Source organism: Bacillus sp. FSL M7-0003 (genome assembly GCF_038628485.1).
GTDB lineage: Bacteria > Bacillota > Bacilli > Bacillales > Bacillaceae > Bacillus > Bacillus safensis.
On record NZ_CP152024.1, the window covers coordinates 3,027,253 to 3,045,856 of the forward strand.

At 41.3% G+C, this 18,604-nt stretch carries 24 protein-coding genes and 1 other RNA gene; 7 read left to right on the forward strand and 18 right to left on the reverse strand.

The genetic code is table 11. The features are described 5' to 3' along the window. Window positions 1-15: 15 nt before the first annotated feature. Window positions 16-1,617: a histidine kinase N-terminal 7TM domain-containing protein gene (locus tag MHI23_RS15635; RefSeq protein ID WP_024426055.1), complete on the reverse strand. Its 1,602-nt coding sequence runs from the start codon at window positions 1,615-1,617 to the stop codon at window positions 16-18. Window positions 1,618-1,856: 239 nt separating this feature from the next. Here MHI23_RS15635 and MHI23_RS15640 point away from each other — a divergent pair, with 239 nt between their 5' ends. Further along, a complete protein-coding gene (locus MHI23_RS15640) occupies window positions 1,857-2,096 on the forward strand; it encodes a hypothetical protein (RefSeq protein ID WP_342492074.1) in 240 nt (79 codons plus the stop codon). A gap of 198 nt (window positions 2,097-2,294) precedes the next feature. On the opposite strand, the gene ssrA is transcribed toward MHI23_RS15640, so the two are convergent. The 7 genes from ssrA to MHI23_RS15675 form a co-directional block, all read right to left on the reverse strand. Continuing rightward, window positions 2,295-2,657, reverse strand: a transfer-messenger RNA (tmRNA) gene (gene ssrA, locus MHI23_RS15645). Window positions 2,658-2,831: 174 nt separating this feature from the next. Beyond that, entirely contained in the window at window positions 2,832-3,302 is a 471-nt protein-coding gene (gene smpB / locus MHI23_RS15650; RefSeq protein ID WP_012011279.1) for an SsrA-binding protein SmpB, read from the reverse strand. A 138-nt stretch (window positions 3,303-3,440) separates the two neighbouring features. Beyond that, window positions 3,441-5,783: a ribonuclease R gene (gene rnr, locus MHI23_RS15655; protein WP_024426057.1), complete on the reverse strand. Its 2,343-nt coding sequence runs from the start codon at window positions 5,781-5,783 to the stop codon at window positions 3,441-3,443. A 19-nt stretch (window positions 5,784-5,802) separates the two neighbouring features. Continuing rightward, complete coding sequence (locus tag MHI23_RS15660) at window positions 5,803-6,549, reverse strand: carboxylesterase (protein WP_024423480.1); 747 nt, start codon at window positions 6,547-6,549, stop codon at window positions 5,803-5,805. A gap of 124 nt (window positions 6,550-6,673) precedes the next feature. Next, window positions 6,674-6,907, reverse strand: coding sequence for a preprotein translocase subunit SecG (secG, locus tag MHI23_RS15665; protein WP_003212746.1), 234 nt, complete (start codon window positions 6,905-6,907; stop codon window positions 6,674-6,676). Between the two features lie 185 nt (window positions 6,908-7,092). Next, complete coding sequence (locus MHI23_RS15670; RefSeq protein WP_024423481.1) at window positions 7,093-7,383, reverse strand: AbrB/MazE/SpoVT family DNA-binding domain-containing protein; 291 nt, start codon at window positions 7,381-7,383, stop codon at window positions 7,093-7,095. Window positions 7,384-7,412: 29 nt separating this feature from the next. Next, window positions 7,413-7,646, reverse strand: a complete 234-nt coding sequence (locus MHI23_RS15675; RefSeq protein ID WP_024719830.1) for a helix-turn-helix transcriptional regulator — start codon at window positions 7,644-7,646, stop codon at window positions 7,413-7,415. Between the two features lie 154 nt (window positions 7,647-7,800). Here MHI23_RS15675 and MHI23_RS15680 point away from each other — a divergent pair, with 154 nt between their 5' ends. From MHI23_RS15680 to MHI23_RS15690, 3 genes are all read left to right on the forward strand, one after another. Beyond that, window positions 7,801-8,196, forward strand: a complete 396-nt coding sequence (locus tag MHI23_RS15680; protein WP_034280928.1) for a helix-turn-helix transcriptional regulator — start codon at window positions 7,801-7,803, stop codon at window positions 8,194-8,196. A 138-nt stretch (window positions 8,197-8,334) separates the two neighbouring features. Then, window positions 8,335-8,736, forward strand: coding sequence for a transcriptional regulator (locus MHI23_RS15685; RefSeq protein ID WP_034280930.1), 402 nt, complete (start codon window positions 8,335-8,337; stop codon window positions 8,734-8,736). A 70-nt stretch (window positions 8,737-8,806) separates the two neighbouring features. Continuing rightward, a complete protein-coding gene (locus MHI23_RS15690) occupies window positions 8,807-9,127 on the forward strand; it encodes a helix-turn-helix domain-containing protein (protein WP_024423485.1) in 321 nt (106 codons plus the stop codon). A gap of 79 nt (window positions 9,128-9,206) precedes the next feature. On the opposite strand, the gene MHI23_RS15695 is transcribed toward MHI23_RS15690, so the two are convergent. From MHI23_RS15695 to MHI23_RS15710, 4 genes are read right to left on the reverse strand one after another with little or no spacing between them, the layout of a single operon-like run. Beyond that, entirely contained in the window at window positions 9,207-9,896 is a 690-nt protein-coding gene (locus tag MHI23_RS15695) for an ABC transporter permease (RefSeq protein WP_034280931.1), read from the reverse strand. Between the two features lie 21 nt (window positions 9,897-9,917). Continuing rightward, entirely contained in the window at window positions 9,918-10,835 is a 918-nt protein-coding gene (locus MHI23_RS15700) for an osmoprotectant ABC transporter substrate-binding protein (protein WP_041107821.1), read from the reverse strand. A 13-nt stretch (window positions 10,836-10,848) separates the two neighbouring features. Further along, window positions 10,849-11,502, reverse strand: a complete 654-nt coding sequence (locus tag MHI23_RS15705; protein WP_025094045.1) for an ABC transporter permease — start codon at window positions 11,500-11,502, stop codon at window positions 10,849-10,851. 13 nt (window positions 11,503-11,515) lie between these two features. Continuing rightward, window positions 11,516-12,664, reverse strand: coding sequence for a betaine/proline/choline family ABC transporter ATP-binding protein (locus MHI23_RS15710; RefSeq protein WP_025094044.1), 1,149 nt, complete (start codon window positions 12,662-12,664; stop codon window positions 11,516-11,518). 268 nt (window positions 12,665-12,932) lie between these two features. Here MHI23_RS15710 and MHI23_RS15715 point away from each other — a divergent pair, with 268 nt between their 5' ends. Next, window positions 12,933-13,469 carry a GbsR/MarR family transcriptional regulator gene (locus MHI23_RS15715; protein WP_073979100.1) on the forward strand — a complete coding sequence of 179 codons (537 nt, stop codon included), beginning with the start codon at window positions 12,933-12,935 and terminating at the stop codon, window positions 13,467-13,469. A gap of 55 nt (window positions 13,470-13,524) precedes the next feature. On the opposite strand, the gene MHI23_RS15720 is transcribed toward MHI23_RS15715, so the two are convergent. Then, the gene (locus MHI23_RS15720; RefSeq protein WP_024423491.1) at window positions 13,525-14,157 is read right to left on the reverse strand and encodes an NAAT family transporter; all 633 of its coding nucleotides are present in this window, start codon (window positions 14,155-14,157) and stop codon (window positions 13,525-13,527) included. Between the two features lie 118 nt (window positions 14,158-14,275). On the opposite strand from MHI23_RS15720, the gene MHI23_RS15725 reads away from it, so the two are divergent. Then, entirely contained in the window at window positions 14,276-14,740 is a 465-nt protein-coding gene (locus MHI23_RS15725; RefSeq protein WP_342492075.1) for a hypothetical protein, read from the forward strand. A gap of 15 nt (window positions 14,741-14,755) precedes the next feature. After that, the gene (locus MHI23_RS15730; protein ID WP_208946364.1) at window positions 14,756-15,220 is read left to right on the forward strand and encodes a GNAT family N-acetyltransferase; all 465 of its coding nucleotides are present in this window, start codon (window positions 14,756-14,758) and stop codon (window positions 15,218-15,220) included. 25 nt (window positions 15,221-15,245) lie between these two features. Here the strand turns inward: MHI23_RS15730 and MHI23_RS15735 are convergent, their stop codons facing one another. From MHI23_RS15735 to MHI23_RS15755, 5 genes are read right to left on the reverse strand one after another with little or no spacing between them, the layout of a single operon-like run. Next, complete coding sequence (locus MHI23_RS15735) at window positions 15,246-15,527, reverse strand: hypothetical protein (RefSeq protein ID WP_024426069.1); 282 nt, start codon at window positions 15,525-15,527, stop codon at window positions 15,246-15,248. Then, window positions 15,524-15,892 carry a hypothetical protein gene (locus MHI23_RS15740; RefSeq protein WP_342492076.1) on the reverse strand — a complete coding sequence of 123 codons (369 nt, stop codon included), beginning with the start codon at window positions 15,890-15,892 and terminating at the stop codon, window positions 15,524-15,526. Before MHI23_RS15740 ends, MHI23_RS15735 begins: the two co-directional genes overlap by 4 nt. Beyond that, the gene (locus MHI23_RS15745; RefSeq protein ID WP_342492077.1) at window positions 15,889-17,286 is read right to left on the reverse strand and encodes a hypothetical protein; all 1,398 of its coding nucleotides are present in this window, start codon (window positions 17,284-17,286) and stop codon (window positions 15,889-15,891) included. Before MHI23_RS15745 ends, MHI23_RS15740 begins: the two co-directional genes overlap by 4 nt. After that, window positions 17,258-18,025, reverse strand: a complete 768-nt coding sequence (locus tag MHI23_RS15750; RefSeq protein WP_024423497.1) for an ABC transporter ATP-binding protein — start codon at window positions 18,023-18,025, stop codon at window positions 17,258-17,260. Before MHI23_RS15750 ends, MHI23_RS15745 begins: the two co-directional genes overlap by 29 nt. A 58-nt stretch (window positions 18,026-18,083) precedes the next feature. Next, window positions 18,084-18,353: a hypothetical protein gene (locus tag MHI23_RS15755; protein ID WP_024423498.1), complete on the reverse strand. Its 270-nt coding sequence runs from the start codon at window positions 18,351-18,353 to the stop codon at window positions 18,084-18,086. Window positions 18,354-18,604 lie beyond the last annotated feature (251 nt).

Here is an 18,604-nt window from a genome sequence, read left to right on the forward strand (position 1 = left end):
ATGTCAGGACAACAGTCAATTCGGAAGATCCTGCTCTTGATACAGCACATGGCCCTTACCAGTGGATGCATAAATCCGGTTCCGTCCTTGGCGTTTTGACATATACAAGGCCTGATCCGCTTCAAATAGAAGTGTCTCTAATACACAAGGATCATTGGCTGTGTGAGCAATTCCAAAGCTCGCTGTCACTCGCACTTTTTCTTCATCATTTGTAAAGAAACTTGCTTCAAACGAATGTCTTATTTTTTCCGCGATATGACATGCCTCTTTAAATGACTGATGAGGCAGACAAATGGCAAACTCTTCTCCCCCATATCGTCCAAATAAATCATCCATTTGTAAATGCTCCTGACAAATAGAGACAACATGACGCAGCGCTTCATCCCCGATATGATGTCCGTGTGTGTCATTGATTTGTTTAAAGAAATCAATATCAAACAGCATAACAGCCGTATCCTGTGCATCCTCTTCCAAGATCATCTGCGTTCGTTCGATGAAAGAAGAACGATTGAAAATATTCGTCAAACCATCGATATACGCACGACGCTCCAGCTCTTCCTGCAGCAAACGCTGCTCTGTTACATCACTGATCACTATTTGCCTGCCTTCGATCTCTCCTCTTCTATTAAATAGAGACGAAGCGGTCAGATGATAATAGCAGGACTGGTCTTTTTCCTTTTTCCACATTAAATCATATTGCGAATGATCCTGCGGAGAGCGCAGCCATTGAATGAACGCTGAATCTTTGATGATTGCTGAGAAAATATCGTCGATTTTATGGCCAATTCCCTTTTTATTCGCAAGTGCTGGAATGATCGATGCAGCAGCGGGATTGTAGTCAATGAGTGTCCGATATCGATCTAAAATCAGAACCCCTTCAGACATATGCTCAAACACACGCTCCATTGCAATGGGAGACAGCTTAAAGAGCTGGAACGACATAATTGCCCATAAATAGAGTGCGTTGGTGATAAACATCACCACAGGAACCGGATCAATATGTAGGGGTGTAACGCCTAATAAATAAATAAAAGAAGTCAAAATTGGTAATGACATTCCCACTAACAGTATCAGAATCTGCTTTAAATATTCTTTTTTTGTGACACGTAAAAACCAAAGCAGCATAAAGATAGCAAGCATCGAACAGCCAAACGTATAAACGCCATGAATGATATACCAATAGCCAATCGTAAAATCAGCCAATAAAAACCCATCTACTGGATTCATCGTGATGCTTCGATAAAAGAGTGAATGTAAAGAGTTGGTGAACACCATAATGGTTGTGAGAGTTGGAATCAATAAGATGAGAAGCACGCGGCGCTTTGTTAAATATTGATGGAACCCCGTAAATTGCAGCACAATCAGCAGACTGAGCGGTGCGATAAACGGAAGACCTATGTATTGAAAACAAACCCAGAACATGATTTCTCCAGGAGTACGAGCCAATAATTCAAACGTATGCCCAAAGATATAAATCGCAGTTGCTCCAGACATGTACATAAACAATTGACAGCCAATATATCGATGGCGGTTTGCATGAGCAATGATTGATAATATCACGGACAGAATGCCAGAAACACTCATGATCACAATAAAATGTAAAACAATCGAATCCATGTAAACGCCCCAATTTCAGTTATTTAGAACTAGTCTAATCTTACTATATATGAGGACGTCTCAAATGGGAAGATGTGATTTTGAATTGGTTGGAGGTTTTTTGTAAAATTTCAGGCGTCATCGGTTCGTGATTCCTTATATTTTCACTACTTTTTGCTTAATTTGAGGGAGAAGTATGTTGCGTTCGGAGAAATATCTGTACAATGTGGGGATGAATGGAGAGGAGACTCGAAAGGAATATGACTTTTTGGATGATTATGACGGGGCTGTTTATGCTGATTCTTTTAGAAAAACCGTTTAAAAAGAGAAGTTCTGGATTGTTATTTTTGATCAGTTACTTGCTGCTGATTGCGGTTTATATGATTCAGACAACGTTTGTAAAACTTATGCCGGATGGATTTTTGATGATGATTGCGGTGGTTGTCGTTTTTCCTTTGTTTGTTCGGTTGGTGCAGTCTTCTTTGAGAAACCGTACATAAGTAAAATAATTAAAGAAACTCCGGTTATTCCTTGTAGGAATAACCCAATCAAAAATGTCAATAAATTCAAAAACATTAAATATCAAAATCAAAACTAACTTAAAAGTTAATATTTATTATTAACTTTCAAGGCTAGTTAACTTAACTTCTTAAATTAAAAAAGGCCCCTTTCTAGAAAGGGGCCTTTTTAATTTAAAATTATGGAGACGGTGGGAGTCGAACCCACGTCCAGAGACATCGATTACTTAAGCGTCTACGAGCGTAGTCAACATATTTTGTGTTCACTCATCCTCATGCCTGCTGACGGGCGCTTGGAGAGCTAGTCTGATGGATCTCTTCTTACGTCCTCAGACGGAAACGTAAGCGTAGCCTACTTCATTGGGCTCCTCACAGACACATAGGCGATGTCAGGAAGAGCTCGCTGCGCTTATTAGGCAGCTAGTGCTAAGTTTTGGTTAAAACTTTTAGTTTTGCCAGTTACATTTAAGTGCGTGTTAACGAGATCGCCTCTCGGCTCGCAGCCTAAGCTCGAACCATCCCTGTCGAATCCGTAACGTCCCCTTGTAAAAGGGATATACGGGATGGAAGTTCAGCTTCACTGCTTCCGTATATAACTATTATAACAATCTCACTGCTCGAAACAACTGGTGGTTTCTGTCAAAACAGTGCTGATTGTTTACTGCATAACATATTGTAGCATAATGCTTCCGCTCTCAGCAAGCCATCAGCATCAGGCTAGAATTGCTTTTGACGATCACGGAAGGCACGTTCGATTTCACGTTTTGCATCTTTTTTCTTCAAGTCTTCACGTTTATCGTATTTCTTCTTCCCTTTTCCGATTCCGATCAGCACTTTGGCAAAGCCATTTTTCAAATAGAGTTTCAGAGGCACAAGTGAATAGCCTTCTTCCTTCGTCGCACCAATCAATTTACTGATTTGCTTTCGATGAAGAAGCAGCTTTCTCGTTCTCAGCGGATCATGGTTATAACGGTTCCCCTGCTCGTATGGGCTCACATGCATGTTATGAAGGAACACTTCTCCTCGCTCGATTTTGGCAAAGGAATCTTTTAAATTCACTTTTCCAGCACGAATCGATTTGATTTCAGTTCCTTGCAACACAAGACCGGCTTCATACGTTTCTTCTATAAAGTAATCATGATTTGCTTTTTTGTTTTGGGAAACAACCTTTCCCTCTCCCTTTGGCATTGGCGTACACCCTCCTTTTGCACAAACACGGTCCAAATCGTACGGATTATTTTATCAAACAATCCAGCTTTCGACAATGCTGACGCCATGTGGTCAAAAAGCAAATAGAGCGGGATGCCCTATTTGCTTTTTGGCACGTTACTTTTTCTTTTTGCGTTTTTGTTTCGGTGCGTTTTCAAATACGCGTTTTTTCTTTTTCTTCTTTTTACGGCTTGTGAACCAGTCACTTCCGCTTTTATCCTCTTTGCCTTTTTCCCCAGAGGCTTTTTGACCTCCACGGCCTTTTTTCGCTGGTGGATCTGTTCGTTTTTTGAACTTGAAATCTTTTGGTGATTTACGGCGAGTGCCCTTCATACCGACGATTTCAAAATCAATTGAGTGCTCATCTTTATTGACATTCACGACTTTGACAGTGATTTCATCACCGATACGGTAGACATTCCCTGTACGTTCACCGATCATGGCAAAGTGCTGTTCATCAAAGCGATAGTAGTCGTCAGTCATGTAGCTGACATGGACAAGACCTTCTATCGTATTCGGCAGTTCAACGAATAGTCCGAAGTTCGTCACGGAACTAATCATGCCATCAAACTCTTCACCGATTTTATCTAGCATAAACTCTGCCTTTTTCAGGTCATCTGTTTCACGCTCTGCATCGACTGAGCGGCGCTCCATTGTAGAAGCATGATCTGCGATTTCAGGCAGCAGCTGGCCCCACTTTTCTAAGGTCGCTTCATCTGTCTTTTTCTGAATCAAATAGGTTCTAATCAATCTATGCACGATTAAATCCGGGTAACGGCGGATCGGTGATGTGAAGTGTGTATAGAATTCCGTTGATAATCCAAAATGGCCAATGCTTTCTGGATCATACTTCGCCTGTTTCATAGAGCGAAGCATCACAGTTTGAATGACGACTTCTTCTGGTTGATCCCTGACAGCATCGAGGACACTTTGAAGTGCGCGCGGGTGAATGTTCGTTGACGTCCCTTTCACAATGTAACCAAACGTCGTCACGAACTCTAAAAAGCGCTGAAGTTTCTCAGGATTTGGTTCTTCGTGAATTCGGTAAATGAACGGAACATTCATCCAGTGGAAATGCTCTGCAACCGTTTCGTTTGCAACAAGCATGAATTCTTCAATTAATTTCTCTGCAACGGAACGCTCACGAATGACAACATCTTTCGCAGCGCCTTCATCATCTACAAGTACTTTTGCTTCCTTGAAGTCAAAGTCTACAGCTCCGCGCTCCATTCGTTTGTCACGAAGAATCTCTGCAAGCTTCTCCATCTCTTGGAACATCGGCACTAGCGGCTCATATTTGTTTAGAAGCTCTTCATCTTGGTCGACTAAAATCTTATTCACATCGGAATAGGTCATTCTCTCTGTCGTTTTGATCACACTTTGGAAAATCTCATGTTTGACGACTTTCCCGTTACGATCAATAACCATTTCACAAGACAGGGTGAGACGATCGACCTTTGGATTTAATGAACAAATACCGTTTGACAAACGATGCGGAATCATCGGAATGACGCGGTCGACGAGATAGACACTCGTTCCACGTTCATAAGCTTCCTGATCAATCGGAGAATTCTCTGTGACATAATGAGAAACGTCTGCAATGTGCACGCCAAGCTTATATTTGCCATCATCCAGCTTTTGCACGGTTACGGCATCATCTAAGTCCTTTGCATCTGCACCGTCAATCGTCACAATCGTTTCATTGCGCAAGTCGCGTCTGCCTTCAAGGTCTTTTTCATCAATTGTTTCCGGTGTGTCTACTGCCTGCTGAAGTGCTTCTTCTGGGAACTCACCTGGCAGACCGTGTTTATGAATGATCGACAAAATATCAATGCCAGGGTCATTTTTATGACCGAGGATTTCAGTCACTTCACCCTCTGCACTCATTCTTCCTTCAGGGTAGCTTGTCAGCGTCACAACGACTTTATGACCTTCGACCGCACCGTTTTTAGCGGATTTCGGAATGAAGATATCGTTTGTGATTTTTTTATCATCAGGAATGACAAAGCCAAAGCTTTTCGTTTCTGTATAGGTACCGACAACCGTCTGAGTATTACGCTCCAGAATGCGGATGACCGTTCCTTCTTTTTTCGTGCCGTTTGATTTGTGGCTGACACGCACCATGACGGTATCGCCATTCATCGCTGTGCCTAACTCATTTGGCGGAATGAAAATATCATCCTGTCCAAACTCTTCAGGCGTTACAAATGCAAATCCTTTTGCATGAGCAGACAGCTTTCCTTTTACCAAATTCATTTTTTCTGGTACACCGTAACGGTCGCTGCGCGTGCGAACGATGAGTCCTTGATCTTCCAGCGTCACAAGTGCTTTGACGAGCTCTTTATAATCATCAGGATTGGTAATCTCCATCATGACTTCCAGCTCTTGAACAGTTAACGGTTTATATGCTTCTTCTTTCATAAAAGCGAGTAATTCATCCATAAATTCTTCTTTTTGCACACTCTAACCCCCTATATATTTAAATTGACCAATCAAGTGATTCTAAGAATGCATAGACATCCTGATGAACCTTCTCCCGCTCTTTATCAAGCGTGATGACATGGCCTGATTCTTCATACCATTTCAAATGCTTATCATCTGTCTCTACTTCGTTATAAATGATATTCGCACTGTCTGTATTAATCATATGATCGTGACGTGCCTGCACAACAAAAGTAGGTGAATAGATCATGTCGACATTGTTTCTGACATCTGCAATCAGTTCTTGCAGGCTCCTCAGTGTATCCATTGGTGTTTTCTTGAACGCTTCCATTTCTTGTTCAATTTGGTCCTCTGACTTACCCTCAAATTTCTTATAGTTACGGGCATAATCTAGTACACCCTGGTACATGACTTCTTCACTTTTTATGTACATAGGTGCACACATAGGTACAATTCCCTTTACAGGTACAGTGTAACCTAATTTCAATGAAAAAACTCCTCCGAGGGATAGTCCGCAAACTGCAATCTCCTCATAGCCCTCATCTTTTAAGAATTGATAGCCTTCTTCTACATCTTTCCACCAGTCAGCCGGGCCTGTATGGACAAGCTCTTCTGGCGGCACACCGTGTCCTTTATATTGAGGTGCATGGCATGTATATCCTCTTTCGTTCAAATAACGGCCAAGCATTCGAACATCGGCTGTATTCCCAGTAAAACCGTGAAGAAGAAGCACCGCCTTTTCTCCACCTTTAAACGTAAATGGTTTTGGTGTAACAACTTTCATGATGTGACTTCCTTTCCTTCTGATATGGTTTATATTTTCCACTTGTATGTATGAAACAAACACAAAAGAGTGCTGATAATAAAAAAAGGTCTGAAAAAAGATCAGACCTTCTGTTACTCGCGCTTTACACGCCTAAATATGCCAATGCAAGTGTTAAGATGAAGAAAAGCACTGACAAAATAACCGTTAATCGGTGAAGAATCAAGTCAAGGCCTCTCGCTTTTTGCTTACCGAAAAGCTGTTCGGCTCCACCTGAAATAGCGCCTGACAGTCCAGCACTTTTACTTGATTGTAGTAATACAACGATGATAAGTGCGATACTGACAATTACGAGTAATGTGATAACAAATGCGTGCATGAAAACACCTCCAGACAAACTGGTACACATAACTTTATTTTACATGAAAACAAGGTGCATGTCACGAAACATCAAAATAAAGATTTCCTATATATTGTCGACTTGATTCGTTATTTTGATACAATTTCGTTCCAAAGTGCTGATTGCAGCATTTTTATATGAAATTTTTCGGTTAAAAACACATTTTAATGAGTTGCTTCTTCCTTCAATAGCTGTTTTAATTCTACTAACAAACGTTCAGCTCCTTCAGGACTCAGCATCACGTTCCCATTTCCATAGCTTTTGTTGTACTTCGTCACTTGTCCCGTTAACAGGCAGCTCTTATCTGCATCATATTTTTTCAGCATAATGGTTTGATCTTCAATGAAAATTTCTAACAGCTGCTCTTCTTTAATATTGAGTACCTTGCGCATTTCTGAGGGCAGTACAATTCTGCCGAGAGAATCAATGTGTCTGACCATCCCAGTCCTTTTCAATGACATTTCCTCCTTGATGATGATATCACTCATTGACTTTTGTCAACATTTTCATAGTAAAATAGATCTTCAAATTTTTTATCAAAGTAATGAATCATTTTGCCAATGACAAGCTGTCCCGGTTTTCGGTGACCATTTAATACCCTGCTAAGTGTGGCAGGAGAGATGCCAATTTCATCAGCGAGCTGATTTAACGACATATCGTTCTCGATCATATACTGCATGACAAAAGCCCGCCTGATCTGAATCTTTTCGACCATCATTACAACCTCCTATGGAATCATTATGTACAACATGTAAGACTTTCACATCAAGCAGATTCATTAACTTATGTCAACACTTTTACCCCTCTGCTATTTCCTTTGGTCAATGATCATACTAAAATAAGTCATATACTGAAATGTGAGGTTCGATGTCATGAATCACTTTGGTGAACAATTACGCATTTTAAGAGAAAATAGAAAAATGTCGGTCAATCAGCTTGCCATGTATTCAGGTGTCAGCGCTGCTGGTATTTCTCGTATTGAAAATGGAAAGCGCGGTGTGCCAAAGCCTTTAACCATAAAAAAATTAGCACACGCTTTGAAGGTGCCTTATGAGGATTTAATGCTGCTTGCCGGTCATATTGAACAGGAACAAGTTCATGAAATGAAACCGAAATATGAGTCCATGTTAAAAATCTATCAAACGGCGCTTCAAAAGGATGTAGAACATCTCCCCATTTTTGACGGGGACAAATGGGAAAGGCTCTCCGCACAAGACATCAGCCAGCTGAATGAATACTTTCTCACGCTCATCAACCAAAAAAGGTGAACAAATAGCGGGGCATAAACCTAATGTACATCCACCATTAACTAATGTCAATATTTTCATGGTGCACTTATTGCCAATAGTCAACAAATCAAGTAAAATAGACATATCGAATCTATAACCATGTGAGGTTTTGCGTTAATGAACTTTGGTGCATATTTAAGAGCATTACGTGAGGAAAAGAAGCTGTCGGTGAACCAATTAGCGATGTATTCTGAGGTCAGCGCTGCCGGTATATCTCGTATTGAAAACGGGAAACGCGGCATTCCGAAACCTCCTACGATTAAAAAGTTAGCTGGTGCGTTAAAGGTACCTTATGAAGACATGATGCAGGCTGCGGGCTATATTGAGGAAGCCGCTTCTGTCCAACAGCTTAGGGAAGATGATCTTGCTTTATCCAAAATAAAGGAAGCCGCAGCGCAATATGAACTTGGTGATCTCGAAATATTTGATGGTGACATATGGTCAACCCTTTCGAAAAAAGAAATAGAGGACCTCAACCGCTATTTGTTATTTATGTTAAACAGCCGTTCGTCCTCATAAATGTTTAAGCTTTTTGCGCCGATTTATGACAGATTTACGGTATAATGGGTTCAGATTGGAGTGAAGAAAGATGAATCAATCTGACATGTGCCCGCGGTTTGAAAAAGCAGTTGAGTTATTGAGTAAACGCTGGGTGGCACTGATTGTTTTTCAGCTTCTCTCAGGTCAGCAGCGCTTTAGTGAAATTGAGGCGGCTCTGACAAATTTAAGCGGAAGAGTATTATCTGAGAGATTAAAAGAGCTGGAAGCAGCAGGTATTGTAAAACGGGAGGTTTTTGCTGAAACACCCGTGCGCATTGAGTATTCTTTAACAGATATGGGGCGTTCACTTGCACCCGTTTTTGAGGAAATTGCGAAGTGGTCCTCTGAATGGATCACGCTTGAATCATAAACCAGCATTCGAACCGCCTGATCATCATAAAACAACCTCCCTTACAGCGATGTAAGGGAGGTTTTGTCTTTTCAACTGCTTAAGCAGATGTGATGTTTTTTTCAGCTAACGCTTTTCTTTCTTTTTTCTTGTTTGTCGGGCTTAAATAGCGTTCGAGCCAGCCCATGACAAGGTCAGCGATAATAGCCATAAGTGCAGTTGGAATCGCACCTGCTAAAATGATGGCTGTTCCGTTTGTGGCGTTTGACCCTCTGATGATGATATCACCAAGACCTCCCGCGCCCACAAATGTTCCAATCGCTGTAATTCCGATGGCAATGACCAGTGCGGTTCTTAAACCAGCCATAATGACTGATAAAGCAAGCGGTAGTTCAACCATTCTCAGCACTTGCCATTTCGTCATGCCCATCGCTTTACCTGATTCTAAATAGGCATGTTCAATGCTGACAATGCCTGTATACGTGTTTCTGATGATCGGCAGAAGCGAATACAGAAAGAGTGATAGGATGACTGTATTTGCGCCAAGTCCTAATACAAGCATCAACACGGAAAGCATCGCTAATGCCGGTATCGTTTGGATGACGTTGGTAATGGCAAAGACCCAATTGCTCAGCTTGCGGTAATGCGCCACAAAGATGCCTACTGGAATCCCGACAATCGCCGCAAACAACACCCCATACGCCGACATGAGAAAATGGCGATAAAATTCTTCTAACACATATGACCCGTTCTGCTGATAATACGTCCATAATTGCTGCAGTGTGTCCATCAGCCGTGACACCTCCCCATCTTACTCAAAGTAATTGTGTTTTTTCAGGAAATTCTTCGCAACGGTTGCTGGTTCTTGAAGCTCCCCGTCAACTTGATAGTTCAGCTCTTGCATTTGTTCTGTATCGATTTTTCCGATTAGCCTGTTGATCACCTTATCAAGCCCTGGATTTTCTTTTAAGACTTTCTCCGGGACTACTGGTGATGCATCATATGGCGGGAAGAACCGTTTATCATCTTTTAAGATTTTAAGGTTATAGGCTTTGATTCGTCCATCTGTTGAATAGGCAAGCACAATATCCATTTTTTCATTTTTTAATGCATCATAGACTAAACCAATCTGCATCGGATATGTGCTGCCAAATTTGATTCCGTATGTTTTCACGAACCCGTCATAGCCGTCGCCTTTCTTTTTGAGCCAAATATTATCGACACCAAATCGGTAATTGTTCGCATTCTTTTTCAAATCAGAGACCGTTTCTAACTTGTTTTCCTTCGCCATCTTCTGCGTCACAGCAAAGGCATACGTATTATCAAATCCATAAGAATCAAACCATTTGTAATCGTAGCGTTTTTTAAATTCTTTTTGGACGATCTCCATCGCACGCTCCGGGTCTTTTTCCGCATCCATTCCAAGCGTGCTTGTTAAATCCGTGCCTGAATATCTTGTCGCAGAAATGTCGACATCTCCGTTTTCCATTGCTTTCTGCTGCACAGTGTTGGAGCCTAGGTTTTTCACAATAGTCGTCTTTTTATCTGTGTAATGTTCGATCATATCGCCAACCATATAGGCCATAATTTCTGATTCGGTAAAGTTTTGTGCTCCAATTCGCAGCGTGCCCCCTGAGGAGCCGGCTAGTCCAGGAAGTGAACAGCCGCTTATCAATAGCAAGCATCCGGCAAGCAGTGCACTGATCCATTTTGTTTTTCGATTCTTCACATAAGCCAACTCCTTATGAAACTTCCTTCAATCCTTTTAAGCCTTCTGGTGTTACTTTTTTCTCCAGCTTCATTAATGATAGGTCGATGATGACTGCTAAAATTGTGACTGGTATCGCACCCGCAATAATAAATTCCGGCTGATACAGCTGAAGTCCAATCAAAATGTAGTCACCTAGACCGCCTCCACCGATAAAGGCTGCAAGTGTTGTCCAGCCAATCAAATATATCGTTGACGTTCTGACACCTGCCATAATGACCGGTACAGCAAGCGGGAGTTCAACAAGACGAATTTGTTCCCATGTTGTCATCCCGATTCCTTTACCGGATTCAAGCAAGTTTTTGTTCACACCTTGGACCCCGGCATACGTATTTCTTAAAATAGGTAAAACCGAATAGAAAAAGAGAGCAACGATTGCAGGTATTTTCCCAACCCCCAAAATAGGAATAAAAAAGGCAAGAATCGCTAAACTAGGGAGTGTTTGAAAGATATTCACGATACCGATGATAAAACCTGCGCCTCGCTTCATTCGTGTGAGGACCACACCTAAAGGAACGGCAACGATAATACCAAGCACAACAGCAATTAAGGAAATATATAAATGCTCCCACATTTTTGTGAGGAGTTCCCCACCATTTTTCTCTAGAAAGTCGATGATTTGATCCATGTGTACACCTCCCTTACTTCATTTCAGTGACAGCCGCCGGCGTATCGTCTCCCCAAATGGAGTCGTACACAACATCTACAAGACTTGCACGTGTCACAATGCCTTTTAAGTGCCCTTCTGCATCCACAACCGGTACATATTTAATGCCGCGTATTAATATTTTCCGGACAGTGTCTCTTAGAAGTGCGCCTTCTTGTACGGTATAGAACTCTGTATTTAAAATATCACCAACGAAAGCTGCTTTTCTGCGGTTCGCATCGATTGTTTCAATATCGATATAGCCTTTTAGCACATGATGTTCATCTACTACAAGCAAGGAATCGACCCGCTTTTCTCTCATGATGTAGATGGCATCTGTTAATGTTTTTTCAACTGTAACGGTGACTGGTGACGTGTTCATCATTTGTTCTACACGTTCCATATTCGGATTTGATTGAAGCAGACGTTCTTTGCCGATGAATTCTTCTACGAATTCATTGGCTGGGTTCCGCAGAATATCGTCAGGCGTACCTACTTGGACAATCTCTCCATCTTTTAAAATCACAATTCGATCAGCTAGTTTAATAGCTTCGTCCATGTCATGTGTGACGAATACGATGGTTTTATTTAACGTTTTTTGCAGTTTCTTAAATTCTTCCTGCAATGAATCTCGTGTGATTGGATCAAGTGCGCCAAACGGTTCATCCATGAGGATCAGAGGGGGTTCCGCTGCTAGTGCGCGAAGAACACCGATGCGCTGCTGCTGTCCTCCGCTGAGTTCATGAGGGTAGCGCTCTAAATATTCCGGTCCCATGTCGACAAGCTTCAGCAGTTCACGTGCCCGTTCTTTTCGTTTTTCTTCCGGCCATTTTAACAGCTTCGGAACAAGTGAAATGTTTTGTGCGATGGTCATATGGGGGAACAGTCCAATTTGCTGAATCACATAGCCAATTTCTCTTCTTAATTGAACTGGGTCTTTTTTCATAATGTTTTCTCCCTCGATGAAGATTTTTCCTGAGGAAGGTTCGATGAGTCGGTTGATCATCTTCATGGTTGTTGTCTTACCACAGCCACTCGGTCCAATAAAACAAATAAATTCTCCTTTTGCTATTTCTAAATCAATATTTTTGACAGCTTTTTTTCCGCCTTTATACGTCTTAGATACATTCTCTAGTTTCAGCAAATGAGACACCTCCATTAGTCGGATCAATATTTTCAGAAAATTTACACCTTATTTATTATAGTGCAAACTTTATAAAATAAAAAGTTTATGATGTGTTTGTATTGCATAACATTTATTTAAAATTTTCAGTTAACGGCCTGCTAGATAGAGATCTCTCCTTTTTCCTCCAAATTACGAGCAAATACTCAATATTTATTGTTTTCATCAACAAACAGGTATATGATATATTGTGTTACAAATTGTCAGTCGTGAAGGGATGAATCGGGGAGTGGACAAGCAAGCGTTAGGTGCCATTCAAAAAGCACAGGATCATTATATTGAAAAAGCTGCCGAGAACATGAATGCCTTTGGTCTTTCTTCTACAGTGGGTAGAGTGCTTGGTATCATTCACATGAACCGTAAACCAATGACGCTTGGAGAGCTATCAGAGGCGACAGGCATGAGCAAAACGAGAATGAGTCAAGTCGTTCGAGAAATGCTTGATTTGAATATTGCGGAAAAAGTTTATGAAAAAGGAATACGTAAAGATCTATATGAAGTTGAGCAAGATCAATACCAAACGTTTATTTCCTTGTTTGCAGCCAATTGGTCCCGAGTTGTCAGCAAAAACCGCAAGGCACATAAGAAAACGTGCAAGGAATTGCTGGAGCTGCTTGAACAGGACGACCTGCCAGAAGAGACAGAGGATAAAATCAATCTGCTTCTTTCAGAAATCAAGGAAAGTCTTGATTACTATGATTGGATTAGCCGTTTAATTGAATTCTTTGAAAGTGAAGAAGTGTTTAAGCATGTGCCGAAACCTTAAAAAAAGCTGTTTTATTTTACATCATTGTAGAAAAAAACAGCTTTTTTATATACACTTATTGCATAAACATTGGAAACATCCCTTTTAAGCCTGCGCCGATCATCTCAACTGCCACTACAGCAAGAATTAATCCCATTAACCGCGTCACGACATTCATCTCTGTTTTCCCCATTTTCCGCATAATGAAACTTGAATAATGAAAGGCATAAAAGGTCATTGCCAGAACGATGACAATGCCGATTAAAATCGTAAACATGTGAAGCATCCCTTGACTTCCCGGGGTTAAACTCATCACTGTAGCGATTGTACCGGGACCAGCGATGATCGGAATCGCCAGCGGCGTAACGGAAACATCCGCCTTTTCTATGCTTTCTGCCTTTTCCTCAGAATGAGGATTTTGGACATGTGACTCCTTTGCATTCAGTAAATTGTAAGCGATACCAAAAATAAAAATACCTCCGGCGATACGGAGTGCATGAATATCGATACCAAACAATTTGAAAATGAGCCTCCCTGCCAATAGAAAGGCAACAAGAATAATGAAAGAGACCACAATGGCTTTTTTGGCTGTCTGGGAGCGTTCTTTCTCTGTATATCCCTCTGTTAAAGTGATGAAAAGAGGCACGTTTCCAATAGGGTTTGATACAGCAAATAATGAGACCACGACATGAATCATAAAGGAAATCAACAGACACCCTCCTTTTTTCATAGTGTCTGCCAATCTGATGTGAATATTCCCTTGTGATGTTAAAACCTGTATATATTTAACCGATGATAATAAAGGTTTAAAGAAAGGGGAATGACACATGAAGAAAACGATCACCATCATCCTTCTATCTGTTGCGGTTTTAGGAGCAGCCGGCTGGATGGTTTGGCAGCAGCAGACCATCAAAGCAGCTGAGGAAAAACACCAGCAAGAAAGCAAAACGAACGATGAGCAGCTTTCGAAGTTAACATCAGTTCAAGCGGATATAAAGCATGAAAACGAAAAACAAAAAAAGAAACTGTCTACCATCACCAAAAAGCTCCAAAACGAAAAGAAAGCCTATCAAAAAGAAGTCAAGCAGCGTAAAATACTTGAGTCAAAAATTGACCAGCTTCAAAAAGAGCTGACAGCAGCGAAAGCCACTGCTCAAGCAAATAAACAGAGCGCACAGGCTGCAAGGCAACCAACTGTCAAAAAAGACCCAAATGTCACCCACAATCCGCCCTCACAATGGGTACAGGATCAATATGATTGGGGTGTGAAACAAGGATATATTAAAGAATAGAAAGGATGAAAAAATATGATACACATTCGGCCATTGTCAGGTGATCAATCCGTCCCTATGGATCTTTTACTCTTAGCTGATCCTTCAAAGGAAAAGGTTCTTACTTATGTGCAATCCGGCTCTTGTTATGTCGCGTATCATGAACAGGACGTGATTGGTGTCTATGTGCTTTTATCTCTGTCTCAGCAGACAGTCGAAATCATCAATGTCGCCGTGAAGGAATCATGGCAAGGAAAAGGAATTGGGAAGCAGCTGATCCGCCATGCCATTGCTGAAGCGAAATCCGCAGGTTTTCACACGGTTGAAATCGGCACAGGCAACTCGAGCATTCAGCAGCTCGCACTTTATCAGAAATGCGGCTTCCGCATGATATCTATTGACCACGATTTCTTTCTTAAGCATTATGATGAACCGATTTTTGAAAATGGCATTCAGTGTATGGATATGGTACGGCTGTCACTCACTTTGCAAGCAGACTGATGTTTTGTTCCGTCCGTCTGCTTTTTTATGTTCTGCGTTTTTTTACCACATGCTTCACATATTGAATGAAGAAATAAAGCACGGCGCCAGCTAAAAAGCAGACCACACATCCAAAGAGCGTCGCCTCTGAGCTGAATTGATACTCTTCAATTTTCATGATATAAAATGGCATGCCAAACAATGTTGGGCTTGATTCAACATGATTGACCTCTAGCAGCAGTAAAAAAACAGGGGTCATAAACACAGCAAATACATACAGCATCGCAAGTGTTATACCGCTGGAAAACGAATGAAATACTTTGATCATCTCTTTCTCTCCTTCATCTCTTTTAAACTGGCTGTGATATTTTTTCCGTCAGGGCAAGCTGGATGCAGCATCACCGTATTCAGTAAAGAAAAAAACAGCAGCTGATGACTGACCGGATGCTTCCATATCAAAAAAAGCACAAGCGAACAAAGCACCGGAAAGAGCGGGCCTGCAAGTGCCACCATCATATTGAAGCTCGGCCGGACAAATTTCTCATGGACGACCGCCACATGCTTCCAATCAATCGTGATCACAAAATCAAAGAGCGGCCTTTTTTCGATCTTGTTACACATCATGATCATCAGTATATGACCGAGTTCATGTATCATCACAACCGCTAGGAAACTACACACAAGTTCTATCATCGCAAGACAGGCCTCTTTAACATGACCGTATATATACAGCTATAAAATGCAAGTGAACCTAACAAATAGGCGGTGGCGAGAAGATACACATCTGCTGAAAGCCACTTCAATAAAAGCATATCGATGAAGCTGAATACAGCAATCATCATCACGATGACAAACAGTTTATTAAACTCACTGATCTTCACGATAAACCCTGTACAGGCCGCCATGGCAGTGATCAACAAAATGGACAAACTTGCGAGGCCATGACCTTCACTTTCAATACCTATCACCATAGATGCAAACCCAATAAACACAAAATATATCAACAAATTAATAGCGTAATAAAATAAAATTCTCGACAATAAATAAGCACCCTTTGATGTATTTAACATAAAGATGGCCCTTTGATTCATATGATATTCTCTGCCAATCATCAGTGGAAGCATGATCAATATTTCCTTTAAGGCATACTGCACTATAAAGGCATACATCCAGCCGGTTTCTACAGGTGTAAAAACAAATGGCAGCCCCGCAGTCAAACAAACGAGAAATAAAAACAAAATGCCCTGTTCTTTAAAAACAGCTGACCGGCTGAAATAGACCAATTCCTGCCGCAGGTGCGTCAGAAAGGAAGATTGCGTTCTAATTTTCTTGTAAGAAAACGACTTTACCTCTGTTTTCAGCTGCAAAAACATCTGATGGACATAAGAAGCCGCTAACCCCTTCAGCCATAGCCAGCCAGCGCTTAGAAGGAGCACGAGAAATATGAGATAGACTGATGGCCATACTCGGATCATTTCCATTGCTTTTTTCAAAAGGAGAAACACCAATAGATTCAGCACCGCAAAGCCGAGCGTTTGCAGCAGCAAATGCTCTTTTGTTTTTGATACGAAATGGCTCACAGCAATCCGCATCACCATCCAAGAAGCAAGTGCAAGCAGCGCCAGTACACAGCAAGTCATGCATACAGCCGTTATCCAATACAAAGATGGCGTAACACCGCTGATCAAAAGGCCTAAGACAATCGGTAAAAAAAGCAGTCCTACCATGAGAAAACAAAAGAGCATCGGAAAGAAATACACACAAAGGACAAATGGCACACTTTGTATCGCACTATTCAAAAAGTAGAATTGATATTCCTGACGCTTTAATTTATTGCGGGATAACACAATACCTGCGCCTAAAAGTAAAAGCGTCATTTTCATCAATTGGAGATATAGAGCAGCCGGCTCACTTTCTCCCGCCTGCATGAAAAAGCGCAGGCTGATGACGACGTATATCGCATACATGAGCAAGAAAAAAACCGCGGCTGCGAGAAGCTGTATAGGGTACTTTTTTGCGAGCTGCTTTCCTTTCGTTGTCAGCATCCCCCATTCTATTTTATGAAGAACGTGTCGTGTCCAGATCATTGAGTAACCTCTCCACCTGCATATAGTAATCTCGATTCATTTCTTTATAAATCTCTTCAAGTGCCTGATGAGGAAATGTCTGAGTCGTTTCTTGGCGGGACATATCCAGCTTGACGTCCCCATTTCTTAAGATCATGAGATGGTCATAAAGCGTATCACCAAAGCTCAAATGATGGGTTGAAATGAGAATGCCAGCGCCTTGATCTCTCAGCTTCATAAGCACCTTTTTTAAGATGATCATCATATCTGGATCAAGACCGTTCGTTGGCTCATCGAACACATAATAATCACATGGCCTGAGGAGCTGTGAAATGATCTGCGTTTTCTTTTGATTGCCATGAGACAGCTGAGCGATAGGCTGATCCATATACGAACCCAGCTCAAACAGATCAATGAACGTCTCTTCCCGTGTGACATCTTGCTCATTTGGCAGCTGAAGTAATTGAAAGTATTCTCTCGGTGATAAATAATCGAACAACGAATGCTCGTCAGGAATATAGGAAACATGTTTTTTCAATAAGGAAATATGTTCTGAGGATTGAAGGTTCAGCTGTTTACCATGTAAAGTGACGCATCCTTTAAATGGCGTCAGCCCAAACATGGATTGGATTATCGTCGTCTTTCCCGCACCATTATGCCCCAAAAGCAGCAGCATCTGCCCTTTCTCGACATTCATTTGAATATTGCGGAGAGAGAAGGTGCGGCTATATGTTTTTTCTTTTAATCGTAATGTCAGCATCATATCCCTCCGTTTGTTTCAGATAGAACAGATGCCCTTGCATCTGTTCTCATCCCTGTTAAAAACCGCACTGGATTTTAACGTACATGCCTAATAATTTGAACTCACCTAAAAATTTGGAGCCTCGTCCAAAGGTCTTGCATGCCCAAATCAATGCTCCAAGTGAAATAATGCCCAATATAGCGGCAAGGACATAAATCCAAAATGCGTTTTTCTGTACATTCTTAGAAGTTAGAATTCGTTGCTTCCTTTCATCATATGCCGCCAATAGGTGAAGAACATACATATATACACCTACTGGAAAACGAAGGCTAAAAGGATTCAGCATCTCATCACCCCCTAATATATGTAAAATGATACCACCCCCTTACAGAAAGCATAAGTTCATTTCAGATCATATTTTTAGTCGATTTTTCATGATTTAGTGCTTATAAATGGAGGGGATTTTGCCTTCTTCTCTAACTGAAGGAGGATTTTTTACAGAAATAGGATAAGTCAAATGAATTAGCCAGAGGATTTCGCTTAACACAAAAAAACGCTGCGCCCCGCTCTCATGAAAGAGCGGAACGCAGCGCATAG